Raw genomic sequence first — 19,785 nt, forward strand, 5'->3', positions numbered from 1 at the left:
CGCTTCCTTCGTACTCACCCTCTCGGGCTTTCCTCTGGGCGCTTCCCTTCGGTGTTTCCGACTCTATCAGACCCTTTCGGAGCCTGATTCCCCGTCAGAGGGGGTTGTCTTCCCGGCCGTTGGGCCGTTCCGACGTCCCAAACCTTAGCGGATCCTCTCGGCGATTCCCAATCGGGCCTTCGGTCCGAGCGGTACCGCCGAGTCCCGGGAAACGAGTCGATAAGGAATTCGGGCACGCCGAAATCCACCCGTTCGGGAGATCGTGCTTGTGGTTTGGGTGCCGCTGCTGCGGCGGGAGGTGTCGTCGCAGGACCATGACGTCCCCGCGGCAACCCGAAGAACTTTACGGGGCGGGCAGGGGGCTGTCAACACCCCCCTGTCAAGATCTTTTAGTCCAGATCGCTGAGACGTCCGCCGGCGTCCGGCTGGGCGTGCTCCACCCTGCGCAGGAGCCGGGTCAGCACCTCGCCCAGCACCCCGCGTTCCTCCGTCGTCAGGTCCTGGAGCAGGTCCTCCTCGAAGACCGAGGCGAGGCGCATGGCCTCCAGCCACTTCCCGCGGCCCTCGGGGGTCAGCTCCACGATCACCCGGACGCGGTTCTGCTCGTCCCGCTCCCGGGTGACAAGGCCCTCCGTCACCATGCGGTCGATGCGGTGGGTCATCGCGGCCGGCGTCAGGCCGAGTCGCTTCGCGAGGTCGCTGGGACCCATCCGGTAGGGGGCGCCGGACAGGACGAGGGCCTTGAGGACTTCCCACTCGGCGTTGCTGATGCCGAGGGCGGCGGTCTGGCGGCCGTAGGCGACGTTCATCCGGCGGTTGAGGCGGGACAGGGCCGAGACGACCTTCTCGACCTGGGGGTCGAGGTCCTGGAACTCGCGCTGGTAGGCGGCGATCTGCTCTTCGAGGCTCGGCTCGCTGCCGATGGCCGCGCCGGTGGTGTCGGAGGTGTCGCCCATGGCCGCAGTATCGCACGACGGCGCTTGGGTCTGAAGTCCTTCAAGGTGTAGCCTTTAGCTTCGAAATTTATCTTCGAAGTCTTCAGTTGTAACGGCTGGGTGCTTCGGCTGATCGGCTCCTTACGACTTGAGAGAGGTGAACGTGACCAGGGCGATGGGCGCAGCGATGCGCCGGATCCACGTGGGCAACGCGCTCAGCGCGTTCGGACTCGGCTTCACCGTCCCCTATCTGTACGTCTATGTGGCGCAGGTCCGGGGGCTCGGTGCCGTGACGGCGGGGATGGTCCTCGCCGTCTTCGCCGTGGCCGCGCTGCTGGTGCTGCCGTTCGCCGGCCGGGCGATCGTGCGGCGCGGCCCGCTGCCGGTTCTGCTCGCCGCCCTGGTCACGGCCGCTTCGGGGGCGCTTGGCCTGGGGCTCGCGGCGAACGCGGCGGCCGTGCTGGTCGCGGCCACCGCGCTCGGGGCCGGGCAGGCCGTGATGCAGCCGTCGCTGGCGACGATGATCGTGGACTGCTCGACGTCCGAGACGCGGTCGCGGGCGTTCGCGACACAGTTCTTCCTGCAGAACCTGGGGCTCGGCGTCGGCGGTCTCATCGGAGGTCATCTCGTCGACACCACGCGCGTGTCTTCCTTCACGCTGCTGTTCGCGATCGAGGCGGCGATGTTCCTGCTGCTGGTCGTGGTGCTGTCGACGGTGCGGATGCCGCAGGCGCCTGAAGTCGGCGAGGCGCCTGAGGTGTCGGCGCGGGGCAGCTGGAAGCAGCTGCTGGGGAACCGGGCGATGGTGCAGTTGTGCGTGCTGGGCTTCGTCATGTTCTTCGCCTGCTACGGGCAGTTCGAGTCGGGGCTGAGCGCCTTCGGGGTGGAGGCCGCCGGGATCTCGACGTCCGCGCTGGGCACGGCGCTGGCCGCGAACACGGCGGTGATCGTGGTGGCGCAGTTCGCCGTGCTGCGGTTCGTGGAGCGGCGCAGGCGGTCCCGGGTGATCGCCGCGGTCGGGCTGATCTGGGCCGTGGCGTGGGTCGCGGCGGGGTACGCGGGACTGGGTCACGGCAGCCAGGAGATGGCCACGGCCGCCTTCGTGTCGACGTACGCCCTGTTCGGGCTGGGTGAGGCGATGCTGTCGCCGACCGTCGCGCCGCTGGTGGCCGATCTCGCCCCGGAGGGCATGGCCGGGCAGTACAACTCGGCCTTCGCCCTGGTGAAGCAGCTCGCGCTGGCGGTCGGGCCGGCGGTGGGCGGGCCGATGGGGGCCGCGCTGCACGCGCCGTACGTGGTGACTTTCCTGCTGTTCTCGCTGGGGGTCACGGTGCTCGCGGTGCGGCTCGGGCGGGGGCTCACGCAGGCGCAGGACCGGCCGTGGCTCGCCGCGCGGAGCCGGGTGGTGGCCCGGGGTGCCGGTCCGCGCGAATCGGCGTCCTCCAGCCCGTCCGGCGTCTGAGCACCGTGGCCGCCGCGGGACGGCGGTCACGGCGGTTCAAGGGCGCGGGCGGGTTCAGGGGCGGGGCAGTACGAACTCGCACCAGACCGCTTTTCCGCCGCCCGGGGTTCTGCGCGACCCCCAGGTGGAGGCGATCGTCGCCACGATGGCGATGCCCCGGCCCGACTCGTCCCCGGGTTCCGCGCGGCGGCGCCTGGGGAGGTGGTCGTCGCCGTCCGTGACCTCCACGATGAGGCGGCGGTCGGTGCGGCGCAGCCGCAGCCGCATGGGCGGGGTGCCGTGCTGGAGGGAGTTGGCGACCAGTTCGCTGGCCGCGAGGACGCCCAGGTCGTGCAGGTCGGCCGGGAAACGCCAGCTGGTGAGGACGCCGGAGGCGAAGGCACGCGCGCGTGGTGCCGCTTCCACGCCGCCGAGCAGTTCCAGGGCGGCGTTGCGGAAGAGTTCGCCGTCGGCGCCGGTGCGCGCGGGGTGCTGGAGGACCAGGACGGCGACGTCGTCGTCGTGGTCGGCGGTGAGGCCGGCCGAGCGGACCAGGCGGTCGCAGATCACCTGGGGGGTGCCGGTGGCGCCGGCCAGCGCGTGTTCGAGGGCCGCGATCCCTTCGTCCAGGTCCTCGTCCCGGCGCTCGACCAGCCCGTCCGTGTAGAGGACCGCCGTGGAGCCGGGGCCCAGCGGGACCGAGCCGGAGGCGTGGATCCAGCCGCCGGTGCCGAGCGGGGGGCCGGTCGGTTCGTCGGTGCGCAGGACCGTGCCGCTCTCGTCGCGGACCAGGATGGGCAGGTGTCCGGCCGAGGCGTACACCAGCCGGCCCTCGTTCGGGTCGTGGACGGCGTAGACGCATGTGGCGATCTGGTTGGCGTCGATCTCGGTGGCGAGGCCGTCGAGGAGTTGCAGGACCTCGTGCGGGGGCAGATCGAGGCGGGCGTAGGCGCGGACCGCCGTGCGCAGCTGGCCCATCACCGCCGCGGCCCGTACCCCTCGGCCCATCACGTCGCCGATCACCAGGGCGGTGCGGCCGCCGCCCAGGGTGATCACGTCGTACCAGTCGCCGCCGACGGCGGCCTCCGTGCCGCCGGGCTGGTAGGTGGCCGCGATGCGCAGGTCGTCGGGTTGCTCCAGTTCCTGCGGGAGCAGTGAGCGCTGCAGGGTCACCGCGGTCTCGCGCTGGCGGCGTTCGCTGGCGCGGAGGCGTTCGGCGGCCTCGGCGTGGTCGGTGACGTCGGTGGCGAACACGAGCACGCCCGCGCCGTCGCCGTGCTCGGCGGCGGGGGTGCAGGTGAAGGTGTAGGAGCGGCCGTCGACGGCCTTGCGGGACTTGAGGGTGCGGGGCTTGCCGCTGCGCAGGACCTGGTCGAGCAGGGGCAGCAGGCCCAGTTCGGCCAGTTCCGGGAGGGCTTCGCGGGCCGGTTCGCCCGGGGACCGTACCCCGAAGGCCGCTACGTAGGCGTCGTTGACGTAGGCGATGCGGTGGTCGCTGCCGTGCACCAGGGCGACGAGGGCCGGGACGCGGTCCAGGACCTCGCGTGCGACGAGTTCGTCGACGGCGGGCACGGGGATCGCACCGTCGGTCATCTGTTCGGCGCGGGCCGCGGGCACGGAGCCTTCCCCCCGCCGGTCCGGGGGGACCGCGTGCTCGGTCCGCGCTGCCGCGCGGCGCTGCGTTCCGGGGAGCCGGGCGCTCCAGCGCGTGAAGTTCACTTGGGAAGAAGCCTCGTGGGTGCTGAAGGACGGGCGGGTGCCCGTCCGAGGTCGTGGGGCAGTCTGGCAGTGTCTGCGGACCGCGGCGACATCCGTCAGACGCCGGGGCGGGCCGTGGAGTTCCTCGGTCCGGTCAGTTCGACCCCTTCGGGTCGTCCGCGGGGTCGGAATGAGGCTTTCCACCGGCCGCGAGTTCGAACTCCGCTCGGGGATGTTCGAGCGATCCGAGGGAGACGATCTCCCGTTTGAAGAGCCCGGAGAGGGTCCATTCGGCGAGCACCCGGGCCTTTCGGTTGACGGTGGGCACCCTGCTGAGGTGGTAGACGCGGTGCATGAACCAGGCAGGGTAGCCCTTCAGCCTGCGCCCGTAGATCTGGGCGACGCCCTTGTGCAGGCCGAGGGAGGCGACGGATCCGACGTATGTGTGGGCATACGTCTCCAGGGGTTCGCCGCGCAGGGTGTGGACGATGTTGTCGCCGATGAGCCTGGCCTGGCGGACCGCGTGCTGGGCGTTGGGGGCCGTCTCCGCGCCCGGGGCGGACGCGGTGACGTCGGGCACGGACGCCGCGTCGCCGGCGGCCCACGCGTGGTCGGCGCCGTCGATGCTCAGCTGGGCGGTGCACTTCAGCCGGCCGCGCCCGGTGAGCGGGAGATCGGTGGAGACGAGGAGCGGGTGGGGTTTGACGCCCGCGGTCCACACGACCGTGCGGGTCGTCAGGCGCTGGCCGTCACTCAGTGCGGCGACGCGGCCGGCGCAGGATTCGAGGCGGGTCTCCAGGAGCACCTGGATGTTGCGGCGGCGCAGTTCGGCGACGGTGTAGCGGCCCATCTCGGGGCCGACCTCGGGGAGGATGCGGTCGGATGCCTCCACGAGGATCCACTTCAGGTCCTCGGGCCGGAGGTTGTGGTAGTAACGCGCGGCGTAGCGGGCCATGTCCTCCAGTTCGGCGATGGCCTCCACGCCTGCGTAGCCGCCGCCTACGAAGACGAAGGTGAGGGCGGCGTCGCGGATGGCCGGATCGCGGGTGGAGGAGGCGATGTCCATCTGCTCGATGACGTGGTTGCGCAGGCCGATGGCCTCCTCGACGGTCTTGAAGCCGATGCCGTGCTCGGCGAGACCGGGGATGGGCAGGGTGCGGGAGACCGAGCCGGGGGCGAGGACGAGTTCGTCGTAGTCGAGGTGGCCGGGGCCGCCGCCCTCCTCTTCGGTGGCGAGGGTGGTGAGGGTCGCGGTGCGCTTGGTGTGGTCGATCGCGGTCACCTCGCCGACGATGACGTGGCACCGGTCCAGAACGCGGCGCAGCGGTACGACGACGTGCCGGGGGGAGATCGAACCGGCGGCCGCCTCGGGCAGGAACGGCTGGTACGTCATGTAGGGATCGGGCGTGACCACGGTGATCTCCACGTCACCCTGCCTGAGCTCCCGTTTCAGCTTCCGTTGCAGACGCAGGGCCGTGTACATCCCGACGTAGCCGCCGCCGACAACGAGAATGCGCGCACGTTCCTTCACCATCCCATGACGCACCCGGCGCTGGTGTTTGTCCACAGCCCCGGCAATTTGTGTGACCGGCCATCCTGTGCGCCCGCGCGCGGCCCATGCGCCGGCGCGGGGAACAAGCGGGCAGGTCAGCGGGGGCGGTCGGGAGGGCGCCGGGGTGCGCAATCGGGATGAATGCGCCCCGTACTCCGATCGGGGGGCGCTCCGTGCGGAACCTGCCCCTTCTGAATTGACTCTCGCTCAACTATGTTCGTGTCGACGGGGTGTAGGGGATGTGGTCGAGTTGGGCCGCGACGGGCGGTCGCGGTCGTGGCACGGCGCCCGTTCCGAACACTTCGGATTCAGTGGCGGGGAGTCTCCGGGGGGAGACGTCGTTAACCGGGGGAATGCTTATGCATATTCAGGACACGCATTGGTCGTCAGCGTCCGCCGTCGCGCCCGGTGCCGGGCCGGTCGGCGCCGCGACGGGTGACGGACGCGCCGAGGGGCCGCGGACGACGCCGCTGCGGGTGGACGCGCAGCGCAATCTGGAGCACGTGCTGCGTGCGGCCCGTGAGGTCTTCGGTGAGCTGGGGTACGGCGCGCCGATGGAGGACGTGGCGCGGCGGGCGCGGGTCGGTGTCGGCACGGTGTACCGGCGTTTCCCGAGCAAGGACGTCCTGGTCCGGCGGATAGCCGAGGAGGAAACGTCCCGGCTGACCGATCAGGCGCGGGCGGCGCTCGGGCAGGAGGACGAGCCGTGGTCGGCGCTGTCGCGCTTCCTGCGCACGTCCGTGGCCTCGGGCGCGGGACGGCTGCTGCCGCCGCAGGTGCTGCAGGTGGGGGTGCCGGCCGACACCGGCCTCGGGGCCGACGCCGCGCGGGTGCCGCAGCAGCGGATCCAGCCGGGCGCGGCCGAGCTGCGGCTGGTGCCGGAGGAGCAGACGGTCGCCGATGACGCGGGGGCGGCGGCGCTGCTCGACGTGGTGGGCCAGCTCGTGGAGCGGGCGCGCGCGGCGGGCGAGCTGCGGCCGGACGTGTCGGTGTCGGACGTGCTGCTGGTGATCGCCACGGCGGCGCCCTCGCTGCCGGACGCGGCCCAGCAGGCGGCGGCCTCGTCGCGGCTGCTGGACATCCTGCTGGAGGGGCTGCGGTCGCGACCCGTGTGAGGGCGGCACCCGCTGACGCCAGGGGGCAAGCGGTCCAGCGGGGTGCTTCATGGGTGGTCAAGTGCCGGTCGGAGCGGGCCAGTCGGGTCTTCTCCGGCCGGGCGAACGTCAGTACGGCCGGGCGGCAAGTCCGCTCGGACGAGTGGATGCCGCGCACCGGTGGGCCCGAACATGAACGAGTGTGGCACTCTGACCCGGTGATGGGGTCGGGCTGGGCCAGCTTCGGGGGCTTTCCACGATGAGCGTTGAGGGGCGGGACGAGCCGCGCGGTGCCAGGGGCACGGAGCCGGAGGGGCTGACCGCGCCGCAGGTGCCTAGCCAGGGCGGCCGGGCGGACGGCCCGCCGTCCAGGCCCGTCGGTCCGCCGCCCGGGCCCGCCGGCCCGGTGGACGGTGCTGTGCCGGCACAGCGCGAGGGCGGCGACCTGCCGCCGCGCGAGCTGCCGCCCGCCGACGGCGAACTCATCATGCGGATGCGCTCGGGTGACGACAACGCCTACGAGGAGCTGTACCGCAGGCACGCCGACGCGGTGCGCCGCTACGCCCGCACCTGCTGCCGCGACGCGCACACCGCGGAGGACCTGACCGCGGAGGTCTTCGCCCGCATGCTCCAGGCGGTGCGCGGCGGCTCGGGGCCCGAACACGCCGTACGCGCCTATCTGCTCACCTCCGTCCGGCGGGTCGCCGCGCACTGGACGAACTCCGCCCGGCGCGAGCAACTGGTCGACGACTTCGCGGTGTTCGCGGCCCAGGCGGCGCGGACCCCCGAGGTGACCGGCGACGGCACCGTGGACCTGGGCGCCGATGTGCGGGCTCTGCACGAGGCCGAGCAGTCCATGGCCATGCAGGCGTTCCGCTCGCTGCCGGAGCGATGGCAGGCCGTGCTGTGGCACACGGAGGTGGAGGACGAGTCGCCGAGCGATGTCGCCACCCTGTTCGGGCTGGACGCCAACGGCACGCGCGTGCTCGCCAGCCGCGCCCGTGAAGGACTCAAGCAGGCATACCTCCAGGCCCATGTCAGCGCCGCCCTCGCCGGCGACGAGGAGTGCGCCCGCTACGCCGACCAGCTCGGCACCTACGCCCGGCGCAAGCTGCGCCTGCGCGCCGAGCGGGGGATGCGCAGGCATCTGGAGCAGTGCGCCAAGTGCCGGCTGGCCGCCGCGCAGATCGAGGAGGTGGCGGGCGGCATCCCCGCCGTCGTCCCGATCGCGGTCATCGGCTGGTTCGGCGCAGCCGGGTACGGCAAGGCGCTCGGGCTCATCGCCGGTGGTGCCGGGGTGGGCGCGGCGGGCACGGCCGCGGCGGCGGGCGGCGGCTCGTCGAGCAGTGGCTCCTCAGGCAGTGGCTCCTCGGGCAGCGGCTCCTCAGGCAGTGGCTCCTCGGGCAGCGGCTCCTCAGGCAGTGGCTCCTCGGGCAGCGGCTCCTCAGGCAGTGGCTCCTCGGGCAGTGGCTCGGGCGGTGGCTCGGTGGCCTCGAAGACGGTGGGCGGAGCCATCAAGGCCGGTATCGCGGCGGGTGTGGTGGCGGTCGCCGTCGCCGTGGTGGCGCTCGCCCTGGTGAACGACAGCGAGCCGGCCAAGGACGTGGCCACGCCGCCGGCGTCGCCGTCCCCGTCCGTGGTGCGGCCGGACCCGCGGACGACGGCACCGGCACCACCCGTGGACAAGCCCGCGCCGAGTGACCCGGTCTCCGGTCTCGGGCGGACCCCGGCCCGGACGCCGACGCCGGCGCCGCCCGGTGCGCCCGCCCCGGGGTCCACCTCGTCGCCGACGCCCGATCCGAACCCCGCACCGGCTCAGCCCCCGCGGCCCACTCGCACCGCCGGACCGACGCCGACCTCCGCCCCGACGCCGACCCGCGCCCCGACGCCGACACCGACACCGACGCCCACTCCGACACCCCCGCCCCCTGCGCCGCCCGCGCCGACGGTCTACCAGTGGAGCGACCTGCGCTACGACATCACCGGCGACGGCACCGAACCGGAGATGCGGCTGGCCGGCAGCAGCTGGGTGTGGCAGCGGTCCGGACTGTCCATCGACCACCACTGGTACACGCACGGCGTCACCGTGCACGGCAGGTCCTCCGTGACCATCGACCTCAACCGCCCGTGCTCGGCCTACGACGCGATGGCCGGCGTGGACGACCTGACCCTGGGCCTTGGCAAGGTCTACTTCTCCGTGTACGCGGACGGGGTGCGGCTGTGGAAGTCCGGGCTGGTCAAGGGCGGTGACCCGGCCGTCCCCGTGCATGTGAACCTGACCGGGTACGAGACCGTGCGGCTGGTGGTCGAACCGCACAACGGCGCCCTGGACGGCCTGGCGCTGGCGGACTGGGCGGATTCCAAGTTCACCTGCCGGTAGGGGCGGGCGGCCCCGTGACGGGGGTCCCCGCCCGCAGCTGCTCCAGGACGTCGTCCACGGTCAGGGACGCGCCTCGGGCGCGCTCGGCCGCGCAGCGGCCCGGAGGCAGACCCGCCAGGGCGGCGGACTCGATCTGCTCGGCGCACCTGCGCTCCGGCACGGGGCGGGGACGGCCCGCCCGCCAGTGGTCGCCTGCGGCGAGCAGCCGGACCGCGCCCGGCAGATCACCGAGGGCGGCCAACAGCTGCGCACCGATGTCCGCGAGGCCCGCGGTGACCGTCTCTGCGCACCCCTGCGCGGCGGCGTCCCGTAGCGCGTCCGCCACGAGCGGCAGCGCGCGCCCAGGACCCCATTCCTGGGCGGTGACCTGGGCGTTGAGCCCGTCCAGCGCCGCGGTGAACTGCGGCGGCGGGGTGCCGCGGACCGCGCGGGCCGCGTCGCACAGCCGGCGGGCGCGGGCGGTGTCCTCGTCGTCCAGCGCGATGTACGCCCGCTGCATCAGAGCGAACGCTCGCGCGTCCGCCACCCCGTACCGTTCGGCGCCCTCCTCGGCCTCGTCCAGGGCGGCCAGGGCGCGCGCCCGGTCACCGGAGCGGTAGGCGACCTCGGCGAGCCGGGACACGAGGAACGGCGACTCGGCCCAGGCGCCCACCTCGTGGGCGAGCCGCAGCGCCTCCTCGTACTCGCTTCTGGCCTCCTCGAACCGGCCCCGGGCCAGGGCCGCCTCCCCGGCCACGCCGCACACCTGGGCGCGTATCCAGCGGTCGCCCACGCGACGGCTGAGGACCCGCAGCTCCGCCAGGTCGTCATCGACGCCGCGCAGGTTTCCCGGCGAGTCGACGACCATGTGGGTGCGCAGCATCAGGGCGACGCCCAGCTCCCAGTCGCCGCCGTACGCACGGCAGTTGGCCACCAGCGTGTCCATCGTGGTCCGCGCGTCTGCCGGGGCGTCCACGTGGGACGCGGTCAGCGGCCATGTGAGGCCCGGCATTCGGGCCGCCCTGGGGCCGCCGTGCCGGAAGGCGTCCTGCACCCGGGCGACATAGGCGGGGGTGCGGTCGTCCGCCGCGAGGTCCGGGGCGCCGGACTCGGCGACCAGGAACAGATACATCATCCGCAGGTCCATGCGCAGGGCGTACCGCGGATGCCGGGCCGCCCCGTCGGGGTCGGCGAGGAAGGCACCCACCGGGTCGGCACGCTCGACCAGCAGGGACAGTTCGGCGGCCGGAGCGCCGTCGGCGACGGCGTCCAGGGCAACCCCCAGCCGCAGCACCAGCAGCACCCAGTCCGCCGCCTCCAGGCGGTGGTTGCGCAGCCACCAGAACCAGCCGACGGCGAGGGCGATCGCCCCGGCGTCCTCCTCGCGGCCGTCGCGCACCGCACGGGCGAGCGCCGCGCGGATGTTGTCGTGCTCGCTCTCCAGGCGGTCGATCCACGGGAGTTGCCCGGCCGAGCGCAGCAGCGGCTCGGCCCGTTCGACCAGGGCGCGCACCCACGCGTGATGCCGCCGCTCGACCGCAGCGCGCCGCTCGGGGGACTCGGCGGCGCGCTCGGCGGCGTACTCGTGGATGGTCTCCAGCATGCGGTACCGCATGGGGCCGGTGCCGTCCGGGCCGGTGGGGGCCGCCACGATCAGGGACTTGTCGACGAGCGCCCCGACCAGATCGGCGGCGGGGCCCGTGCACACGGCCTCGGCCGCCGCGAGGTCCCAGCCGCCGGCGAACACCGACACCTCGCGCAGCGTGGTCCGCTCCCGCTCGTCCAGCAGATCCCAGGACCAGTCCACGACGGCCCGCAGGGTCTGCTGGCGGGGCAGGGCCGTGCGGCTTCCGGAGGTGAGCAGGCGGAAGCGGTCGTCGAGGCGGTCGGCGATCTGGCGGGGCGTCAGCAGCCGCAGCCGGGCGGCGGCCAGCTCGATGGCGAGGGGCAGGCCGTCGAGGCGCCGGCAGATCTCGGCGACCGCCGCCTCGTCCCGGAGCGCGTCGGCCGCGTCGGGACGGACGGCGGTCGCGCGCTCCGCGAAGAGCCGGCGCGCCTGGTCGGGGGCGAGGGGCTCGACCGGGCGCACCGACTCACCGGGGACGCCCAGGGGTTCACGGCTGGTGGCGAGGATCGTGAGCCCCGGGCAGCGGGTGAGCAGCGTCTCGGCGAGGGCGGCGGCCGCGCCGATGACGTGTTCGCAGTTGTCAAGGATCAGGAGTTCGCTGCGCGGGGCGCAGTACTCGACGAGCAGGGCTACAGGGTCGCCCTGCGGGGCCGCCAGCTCGTTGGTCATGAGCACGGTCTCGCGCAGACCGAGCGCGCTGACCACCGCGCCTGGCACCGCCTCCGGCCGGTCGAGCGGGGCCAGCTCGACCAGCCATGCCTGCGGGAGCCCGGCGGCGGCTTCCTCGGCGAGACGGGTCTTTCCCGAGCCGCCCGGTCCGGTGAGGGTGACGAGGCGGGCCCTGTGCAATTCGGAACGAACGGCATCCAGTTCGGGTTCCCGGCCGACGAAGGAATTCAGACGGGGGCGGATGTTGCCGACGCGCTCGGGTGGTCGGGGCAGGGCGGTGGACGCGGGCCGGGCCGGGGAGTTTGTGGGGGTGTTCTGGGTCAGCAACGTCCGGTGCAGCTCGCGGAGTTCCCGGCCGGGGTCGGTGCCGAGGCCGTCGGCGAGGGTGCGGCGGGCCGTCTCGTACGCGGCGAGGGCGTCGGCGCCGCGGCCGGTGTCGCGCAGGGCGCGGATCACAAGGGCGTGCAGGGACTCGTCGTACGGGTGGGCCGCGGTCAGTTCGCGCAGTTCGGGTAGCACGTCGTGGGCGCGGCCGAGCCGCAGCGCCGCATCGGCCCGGGTCCGGACCGCCTCCAGGTGGCGGGCCTCGGCACGGGTCGCGGCGGTGCGGTCGGGAAGGTCGGCGAGGGCGGGGCCGCGCCAGAGGGCGAGGGCCTTGGTGAGGGTGCGCTCCGCGGCGGCCGGGTCACCCGATTCCAGGGCGGTGGTGCCGTCGCGCACCAGTCGTTCGAAGACGAAGAGGTCGATGTCGTCGCGGGTCGCTTCGAGGCGGTAGCCGCCCGGGACCGCGGCGACGGTGTCCCTGCCGAGGGCGCGGCGGAGGCGGCCGACGAGGGCCTGGAGCGCGGCCGGGGCGTCCTGCGGCGGGTCGTCCGCCCAGACGTCGGCGATCAGGGTCTCGGAGGTGGCGGCACGGCCGGGGCGCAGGGCGAGCGCGGTGAGAAGCGCGCGGAGGCGGGGGCCGCCGACGGGTACGGTGCCGCCCGCCTCGTCCGTCGCTTGGGCCACGCCCAGAATTCCGTACCGCACCGGGCCATTGTCCCCGGGCCCCACGACGGCGGCACGCGAGTTTCACCGACGCCGGCGGGGCGGTCCCGGCCGGCACCGGGATTCCGGAACGGTACGCCGACCGGTACACCGGCCCGGACGAACACGCGCCGCTCCGTCCCCGGAGCCCGCCGGACGCATGAAGCTCAGCCGCGATCGACGTACGGACACGCGCGGCTCCCCAGGCCACACGCCGGTACGCACGCGTGCGGCTCCGCCGCCGCGGGTGGCGGCGGCCCATCTGGCAAGGGCGGGGCACCCGGCAGGGCAGCCCGCACGCGCGTATGGCCCGCCAGGCACGTACGGTGCGGCCGGGCCGCGGGAGGCGGGGGCGGACCGCGGCGCGGTCCCGACGGCGTCCACGCATCCGACTCCGCACAGCGCCGCTCGCCCATGCGTCGAAGTCAGCTCAGTGCCGCGCGACCGACGCCGCACGGGGTGCGCGTACGCGCCCACGGGCCCGGAGGGAACCGGAGTCAGCCCCACGCACCCGGCAGCAACAGGTGCCGGCGCCCGCCGCCCGGGGCAACCAACGCGCGCACCCCACACCCGGCGGGAACCTGTGCCCGTGTCACCCACCCGGCGGGAACCTGTGCTCGTGTCACCCACCCGGCGGGAACCGGTGTCGGTGTCACCTGGCGGAAGCGGGAGCGTGCGTACCCGGCGTAGGGGGCCGGGGTCAGGTGCCGGGGGTCAGGGCTCCTCGTCTGGGGGCTATGCCTGAGGGGACGGCGCGGGCGCGGGCGGGGGTGCCGGTCCAGCATGTGCCGCGGCGGGCCAGCAGGCGGCGCAGCCACAGTTCCAGGGAGACCAGGTCGGCGAGGCCGTCCAGGGGCAGTGGTTCGCCCGCCGCCGCGCCCCGCAGCGCCTTGCGGACCACGCGGGCCTCGATCAGGCCGGCCTCCGCGAGCAGCGGCGTCGTGAACAGGGAGATCAGCGAGTCGGCGGCGACGCGCAGGCCGGTGCGGGCCGCGGCGGCGGAGGCGTGGGTGGGGGCGCCCCAGCCGGGCGGGAGTCCGGTGACGCCAGCGCCTTCCAGGACCGTACGAAGGATCTCGGCGCGGGCGCCGGGCTGGACGCGCAGGGCCTCGGGGAGGGCGCGGCAGGCGCGGACGACCTGGTTGTCGAGGAAGGGGGCGTGCAGGCGCTGGGAGCGGACCTCGGCGGCCTGTTCCAGGACGCGCAGGTCGGCGGCGTGCCGGGCCAGGGCGGCACGCGCGCGGTAGTCGCCGGGACGCTGCCCGGGGCCGACTCCGGAGCGGTTCGCCGCCCCCTGGAGCAGAACCGATACTTCAGCCAGTGCCTCCCCGGTGAGCCAGCGCGCCGCCGGCCCCGGTCTGGCCCAGGTGAGCGCGGCCAGGGACGCGCCGACCGCACCTCCGGGGTCCTCGAAACGGCGGCGCAGCAGCCGGTCGGCAAGCGTCTCCAGGCCGGCTCGGTACGGCGTCCGCGCCAGCCGCCGTGCCGCGCCGTACACGCGCGCGGGGACCAGCACCGAGCCGTCCGCCTTGGCCAGCGCGGCGACCGGGCGCACCAGGTGGCGCCGCTTGCGGTCCATGAGCAGGTCCGCGAGGCGCGCCGGGTGCGCGTCGAGGACCTGGCGGGCGCCGTACCCGGTGAAGTGGTCGGCGCTGCCCGCGGCCAGCCGCACGCGGTGGCGGGCCGCCGACACCAGGGACGGCCCCGGTTCGTCGGTGAGCGGGCCGTCCAGGTCGGCGTACGGGAGCAGTTCCTCCCCGCCGGTCACCACCACGTGGTGCAGGCGCGGGTTGGCCGCGAGCGTACCGGCCCGTTCCAGTTCGGCCTCCCGGCCGCCGACGGCGAGGTCGTTGAAGGTGACGGCCAGCAGGCGCTCGCCCGCGCCCGTGCCGTGGCCGAGGAGCGTGCCGGGCCTGCCCGGGAGGCCGGCCGCCAGCAGCGCGAGGGTGCCCGAGGCGGGGCCGCCCGACAGGTCGGCGCCGATGCCCGGTACGGGCATCCCGCGCGCGGCGCGCCGTTCGGCGGGCCCCATGCCGGGCACCGGGCCGGGATCGAGGTCGATGCCGGGTACGTGTCGGGGCGCGGCGAGACGGGTGCGTACGGCCTCCACGAGCGCGTCGCGCACGGCGCCCACGGCGCTGTCCGGGTCGGCGGGGGGCGCCGCCACCGCGAGGGAGGCGACCGGCTCGTATCCGGCGATCTCGCGCGCACCGGCGCGCAGGATCAGCGCATGCCCCGGCGGAACGCGTCGCACGCCCTCGTACGGGGTCGAGTCGTGCAGCGCCGCGGGTACGTCGGGGGCGGCGAGCAGGGCCGCGAGGTGGCCGAAGTCGAGGTTGGCCTCGATGAGATCGGCGAGGGGCAGGGCGGCGGTGGCGTAGGCGGTGCCGCCCGCCCACGGGGTGTGGAAGACCGGGCGGGCGCCCGCCAGATCGCCGCAGACGGTGATGCGCCGGCCGACCTGGACGACGGCCGTGTAGCTGCCCGGCCACGCGGTCAGATGGCGCAGTGCGCCCCCGCGCGCGGTGAACAGGCCGAGCCGCAGCTCTTCGTCGGAGGCTCCGCAGGTGCCCAGGACGGCGATGCGGTTCTGCGCGTCGGCCCTCACCACGCGCACCTCGTCGGGCCGCCAGTCGCCGACCGCCCACAGCGGATCGGGGTCGCCCCACAGGAGTTGGGAGCCGATCGGGTGCACGGTCTCGCCGTCGTATCCGGTGGCGCCTGCGGAGCCGGGACCGACGGCACCCGCGGTGGTGCTGCTCCATCCCACCAACCACCGCATCGCCGCCTCCACAGGCTGTGGACAAACAGTGCACCGTACGAACCGGTTCACCATGCTGCCATGAACAACGCGGCCCGGAGGGCGGGTGGCACCGCCTTCGATCGGGGGAACGCGATCACGCGCGTGTGCCTATGAAGAGGTGAACCCCTGGAGGGCGCACGGAGGTTGCGACGCGAATGCGCCCCCAAACGCTCCCCAAAAAACGCCCTTCGCGCCCTCAACTCCCATGGTGGGAGGGGTAATCACCCGCGGGAGGCAGGGTCGATTTCCGGCCAATTCACCGGAGCGGGGACAGGCGCGCACACGCTCCGTACAGGCCCTGCGCAACGCAACGGGCGACACGGTGAAGCGTACGGTCCGGGAGGCGGGCATCGCCCCCCGGACCGGTCCGCCACCCGCGGGGATGTAGGTGGCGGTATCCCCCAGCCCACTGGATCCAGTACAGCGGGCCGACCCACGCACCGCCCATGGAACCGCTCTCCGGGTGGCCGGAGAAGAGCGCACGGACGGGCGCACGGCCACACGGCGGGGGCACGACGCGGCACACCGTGCACGGTGCGTACAGGGCCCGCACTCCCGTACGGACCACAATCCCGCCATCCGGAACAATGCCCCTTAACGCTTGGGATGCGGCGAACTACGCTGGGTTTACGAATGCCGCGTGGTTATGCCAGCGCGGCAGCCGTCTGTGTCGAGGGGTGGCGCATGTCCAGGGAGCAACGCGGGCCGAACGAAAAGCTCGGCGCCGTTCTCGCCCTCGCGGGAATCAGCAACGCAGGACTCGCGCGACGCGTCAACGACCTTGGCGCCCAACGCGGGTTGACTCTTCGCTACGACAAGACGTCGGTGGCGCGCTGGGTGTCGAAGGGGATGGTGCCGCAAGGAGCCGCCCCGCACCTGATCGCGGCCGCCATCGGCCAGAAGCTCGGCCGCCCCGTGCCGCTCCACGAGATCGGCCTGGCGGACGCGGATCCCGCCCCCGAAGTGGGCCTCGCCTTCCCCAGGGACGTCGCCCAGGCGGTGAAGTCGGCGACGGAACTGTACCGTCTCGACCTCGCCGGGCGCCGGGCCGGCTCCGGCGGCATCTGGCAGTCGCTGGCCGGGTCCTTCGCGGTGAGCGCCTACGCGACGCCCGCCTCACGCTGGCTGATAACCCCCGCCGACAGTTCGGTGGCGCGTGAGGCGAACCCGTCCGAGGGCTCCGGGGCACCGATCAAAGTCGGCCATAGTGATGTGCAGAAGCTGCGGGAGGCCGCGGAGGACGCCAGGCGCTGGGACTCCAAGTACGGAGGCGGCGACTGGCGTTCGTCCATGGTGCCGGAATGCTTGCGGGTGGAGGCGGCTCCGCTGCTGCTCGGCTCGTACTCCGACGAGGTCGGCCGCGCCCTGTTCGGCGCCTCCGCCGAACTGACCCGGCTCGCGGGCTGGATGGCGTTCGACACCGGGCAACAGGAGGCCGCGCAGCGCTACTACATCCAGGCGCTGCGGCTCGCGCGCGCGGCGGCCGACGTCCCCCTCGGGGGGTACGTGCTGGCCTCCATGTCCCTCCAGGCGACCTACCGGGGCTTCGGCGACGAGGGCGTCGACCTCGCGCAGGCCGCCCTGGAGCGCAACCGGGGCCTGGCCACCGCCCGCACCATGAGCTTCTTCCGTCTGGTCGAGGCACGCGCGCACGCGCGCGCCGGTGACGCGCAGGCCGCCGGCGCGGCCCTGAAGGCGGCCGAGGGCTGGCTGGAGCGGTCCCGGGAGGGCGACAACGACCCGTCCTGGCTCGGCTTCTACTCCTACGACCGGTTCGCCGCCGACGCCGCCGAGTGCTACCGCGACCTGAAGGCACCGCGCCAGGTCCGCCGCTTCACCGAGCAGGCGCTGTCGAGGCCGACGGAGGAGTTCGTGCGCTCGCACGGCCTCAGGCTCGTGGTCTCCGCGGTCGCCGAACTGGAATCGGGCAATCTGGACGCGGCGTGCGAGCAGGGGGTGCGGGCGGTCGAGGTCGCCGGGCGGATCTCCTCCGCGCGCACGACGGAGTACGTGAAGGACCTGTTGCACCGCCTGGAGCCGTACGGGGACGAGCCACGGGTCGTCGAGCTGCGGGAGAGGGCGCGGCCGTTGCTGATGGCTCCCGCGTAGGGACCGCCGAATGCGCCGGCCGGGGCTGGGGCGCCGCCCGTGAGCGGTTCTCGCGCGGGTCTCCGGGGCCGTCGGGTCTCCTGTCCGACCCGCGTTTGAAGTCACTGACAGTGGCGCAGTGCACTATCGGAAGCGGGAGGTGGTGCGGGTGCGGGCGGCAAGCGCGTACGACTGCGACGTGCTGGTGATCGGCGGCGGCATCGTCGGTCTGTCGACGGCGTATGCGATCACGCGTGCCGCGCCCGGCACCCGGGTGACGGTGCTGGAGAAGGAGCCGGGACCGGCCCGGCACCAGACGGGCCGCAACAGCGGGGTCATCCACAGCGGGATCTACTACCGCCCCGGCTCGCTCAAGGCGCGGTACGCGGTGCGGGGCGCGGCCGAGCTGGTGAAGTTCTGCGCGGAGTACGGCATCGCCCACGCCGTCACCGGCAAGCTGATCGTCGCCACGGAGCGGGCCGAGCTGCCCCGGCTGCACGCGCTGGTGCAGCGCGGCCGGGAGAACGGCATCCCGGTGCGGGAGCTGGGCCCCGCGCAGATCGCGGAGTACGAGCCGGAGGTGCGGGGGCTCGCGGCCATACACGTCGGGACCACGGGGGTGTGCGACTTCGTCGGGGTCGCCCGGCAGCTGGCCCGGGCGTCGGGGGCGGAGATCCGGTACGGGGCGCGGGTCGTGCGGGTGGACCGCCGCCCGGAGCGCGGTGTCGCGGTGCTGACAGCCGCCGGGAGCGTCGTACGGGGGCGGGTGCTGGTGAACTGCGCCGGGCTGCACTGCGACGAGGTGGCGCGGCTGACCGGGGACGAGCCCGGGATGCGGATCGTACCGTTCCGGGGGGAGTACTACGAGCTGGCGCGGCCCGAGCTGGTGCGTGGTCTGGTGTATCCGGTGCCGAACCCGGCGTTCCCGTTCCTCGGGGTGCATCTCACCCGCGGGATCGACTCCGGCGTCCACATCGGCCCCAACGCGGTCCCGGCGCTGGCCCGGGAGGGGTACGGCTGGGGGACCGTACGGCCGCGCGAGGTGGCCGGGACGCTGGCCTGGCCCGGCACCTGGCACATGGCCCGCAGACACTGGCGGTACGGGGCCGGGGAGTTCCGCCGCTCCCTGTCGAAGCGGGCGTTCGCCACGGAGGTGCGCAGACTGCTGCCGGCCGTGACGCGGGACGACCTGGTGCGGGCCGCCGCGGGGGTGCGGGCGCAGGCGCTGCTGCGGGACGGGACGCTGGCGGACGACTTCCTGCTCCGCGAGGGGCCGCGGGCGATCCATGTGCTGAACGCGCCCTCGCCCGCCGCCACGGCCTGCCTGCCGATCGGAAGAGAGGTGGCCCGCAGAGCGCTGACCGCGCTCGACGCCCTGTGAAACCCCGGGCCACCCCTCCACCGCGACACCGGACGACCGAGGAAACCCCGAACCCCCCAGCCCGCCCGGGAAGGCCCCGGCGACCGAGAAGGCCCGGGGCAGCCAGGACGGACGGAGAGCGGTCGAGGAAGCCCCGGAGCAACCAGGGAAGCGGTTTTGTGAGGGGCTGTGTGGGGCGGTGTCGGGGTCGGGGGGCCGTTTGGTTTGTTGGGGAGCGCTTAAAATCTAGTCACTGTGGCTGACTCCGTGAACACACCCGAGACCCCCGGCGTCCACCCGGCCACCCCGGGTGAGCTGCCGCACCCGCATGCCCCAGGCGTCTCCATCCGGCACACCCGGGCCAAGGGTGAGCCGCGGTTCCCGGACGGCCCCCGGGCCGACCCCGCCGGCTCGCACTTCGAGCGGCGGATCCGGAGCTTCCAGCCGCGCCGCAGCCGGGTGACCACGGGGCAGGCGGACGCGTTGCAGCGGCTGTGGCCCAAGTGGGGCCTGGACATCGACGGACAGCGGACCGTCGACCTTCAGGAGCTGTTCGGCAACGAACGGCCCGTCGTGCTGGAGATCGGCTTCGGCATGGGCGAGGCCACCGCGCAGATGGCCGCCGCGGACCCCGAGGTCAACATCCTCGCCGTCGACGTGCACACCCCGGGACAGGGCAACCTGCTCAATCTCGCCGACCGCATGGGGCTGTCCAACCTCCGGGTGGCGAACGGGGACGCCATCATCCTGCTCCGCGAGATGCTGCGCCCCGACTCGCTCGACGGGCTGCGCGTCTATTTCCCCGACCCCTGGCCCAAGAAGCGGCACCACAAGCGCCGGCTGATCCAGCCGGAGTTCCTCACGCTGGCCGCCTCCCGGCTCAGGCCCGGTGCGCTCGTGCACTGCGCGACGGACTGGGAGCCGTACGCCGGGCAGATGCTGGACGTGCTGACCGCGCACCCCGACTTCGAGAACACCCGGCCGGACGGCGGTTTCGCGCCGCGTCCCGGGTTCCGGCCGCTGACCCGTTTCGAGGCCCAGGGACTGGACAAGGGTCATGTCGTGAACGATCTGCTCTTTCGCCGCGTACCGCACCGGGGGCAGCAGCGAGAACGGCGATGACAGCGGTTCCC

General features: G+C 73.9%; 11 protein-coding genes. 6 read left to right on the forward strand and 5 right to left on the reverse strand.

What is annotated here, in order from left to right; genetic code table 11:
- Positions 1-389 precede the first annotated feature (389 nt).
- Positions 390-956: a MarR family winged helix-turn-helix transcriptional regulator gene (locus AC27LF_RS32855; protein ID WP_479660124.1), complete on the reverse strand. Its 567-nt coding sequence runs from the start codon at positions 954-956 to the stop codon at positions 390-392.
- Positions 957-1,098: 142 nt separating this feature from the next.
- Here AC27LF_RS32855 and AC27LF_RS32860 point away from each other — a divergent pair, with 142 nt between their 5' ends.
- Positions 1,099-2,397, forward strand: a complete 1,299-nt coding sequence (locus tag AC27LF_RS32860) for an MFS transporter (protein ID WP_479660125.1) — start codon at positions 1,099-1,101, stop codon at positions 2,395-2,397.
- A gap of 54 nt (positions 2,398-2,451) precedes the next feature.
- On the opposite strand, the gene AC27LF_RS32865 is transcribed toward AC27LF_RS32860, so the two are convergent.
- Together AC27LF_RS32865 and AC27LF_RS32870 are read right to left on the reverse strand one after the other, a co-directional pair.
- Entirely contained in the window at positions 2,452-4,095 is a 1,644-nt protein-coding gene (locus AC27LF_RS32865) for an ATP-binding SpoIIE family protein phosphatase (protein WP_479660123.1), read from the reverse strand.
- A 133-nt stretch (positions 4,096-4,228) separates the two neighbouring features.
- Positions 4,229-5,608 (reverse strand): NAD(P)/FAD-dependent oxidoreductase, encoded by a 1,380-nt coding sequence (locus AC27LF_RS32870; RefSeq protein ID WP_479660122.1) that lies wholly within the window; start codon positions 5,606-5,608, stop codon positions 4,229-4,231.
- 377 nt (positions 5,609-5,985) lie between these two features.
- Between AC27LF_RS32870 and AC27LF_RS32875 the strand changes: the two genes are divergently transcribed.
- Both AC27LF_RS32875 and AC27LF_RS32880 read left to right on the forward strand, forming a co-directional pair.
- On the forward strand, positions 5,986-6,741 hold the full coding sequence (locus AC27LF_RS32875) for a TetR/AcrR family transcriptional regulator (RefSeq protein WP_479660121.1): 756 nt from the start codon (positions 5,986-5,988) through the stop codon (positions 6,739-6,741).
- Positions 6,742-6,979: 238 nt separating this feature from the next.
- Positions 6,980-9,100, forward strand: coding sequence for a sigma-70 family RNA polymerase sigma factor (locus tag AC27LF_RS32880; RefSeq protein WP_479660120.1), 2,121 nt, complete (start codon positions 6,980-6,982; stop codon positions 9,098-9,100).
- Here AC27LF_RS32880 and AC27LF_RS32885 read toward each other — a convergent pair.
- Positions 9,087-12,404, reverse strand: coding sequence for an AfsR/SARP family transcriptional regulator (locus tag AC27LF_RS32885; RefSeq protein ID WP_479660119.1), 3,318 nt, complete (start codon positions 12,402-12,404; stop codon positions 9,087-9,089). The genes AC27LF_RS32880 and AC27LF_RS32885 overlap by 14 nt on opposite strands.
- A gap of 697 nt (positions 12,405-13,101) precedes the next feature.
- Entirely contained in the window at positions 13,102-15,183 is a 2,082-nt protein-coding gene (locus tag AC27LF_RS32890; protein ID WP_479660118.1) for an asparagine synthase-related protein, read from the reverse strand.
- Positions 15,184-15,888: 705 nt separating this feature from the next.
- Here AC27LF_RS32890 and AC27LF_RS32895 point away from each other — a divergent pair.
- The 3 genes from AC27LF_RS32895 to trmB all read left to right on the forward strand — a co-directional run bounded on the left by AC27LF_RS32895 (position 15,889) and on the right by trmB (position 19,774).
- Positions 15,889-17,313 (forward strand): NsdA family TPR-like regulatory protein, encoded by a 1,425-nt coding sequence (locus AC27LF_RS32895; protein WP_479660117.1) that lies wholly within the window; start codon positions 15,889-15,891, stop codon positions 17,311-17,313.
- Positions 17,314-17,431: 118 nt separating this feature from the next.
- Positions 17,432-18,673 carry an L-2-hydroxyglutarate oxidase gene (lhgO, locus tag AC27LF_RS32900; protein WP_479660116.1) on the forward strand — a complete coding sequence of 414 codons (1,242 nt, stop codon included), beginning with the start codon at positions 17,432-17,434 and terminating at the stop codon, positions 18,671-18,673.
- A gap of 234 nt (positions 18,674-18,907) precedes the next feature.
- Positions 18,908-19,774: a tRNA (guanosine(46)-N7)-methyltransferase TrmB gene (trmB, locus tag AC27LF_RS32905; RefSeq protein ID WP_479660115.1), complete on the forward strand. Its 867-nt coding sequence runs from the start codon at positions 18,908-18,910 to the stop codon at positions 19,772-19,774.
- Positions 19,775-19,785: the final 11 nt, after the last annotated feature.

The organism is Streptomyces diversicolor, assembly GCF_057537855.1.

Coding starts and splice junctions, on each gene's coding strand:
- AC27LF_RS32890 (WP_479660118.1), bottom strand. CDS start 15,183: ATGCGGTGGTTGGTGGGATGGAGCAGCACCACCGCGGGTGCCGTCGGT.
- AC27LF_RS32880 (WP_479660120.1), top strand. CDS start 6,980: ATGAGCGTTGAGGGGCGGGACGAGCCGCGCGGTGCCAGGGGCACGGAG.
- AC27LF_RS32875 (WP_479660121.1), top strand. CDS start 5,986: ATGCATATTCAGGACACGCATTGGTCGTCAGCGTCCGCCGTCGCGCCC.
- AC27LF_RS32895 (WP_479660117.1), top strand. CDS start 15,889: ATGTCCAGGGAGCAACGCGGGCCGAACGAAAAGCTCGGCGCCGTTCTC.
- AC27LF_RS32870 (WP_479660122.1), bottom strand. CDS start 5,608: ATGGTGAAGGAACGTGCGCGCATTCTCGTTGTCGGCGGCGGCTACGTC.
- AC27LF_RS32855 (WP_479660124.1), bottom strand. CDS start 956: ATGGGCGACACCTCCGACACCACCGGCGCGGCCATCGGCAGCGAGCCG.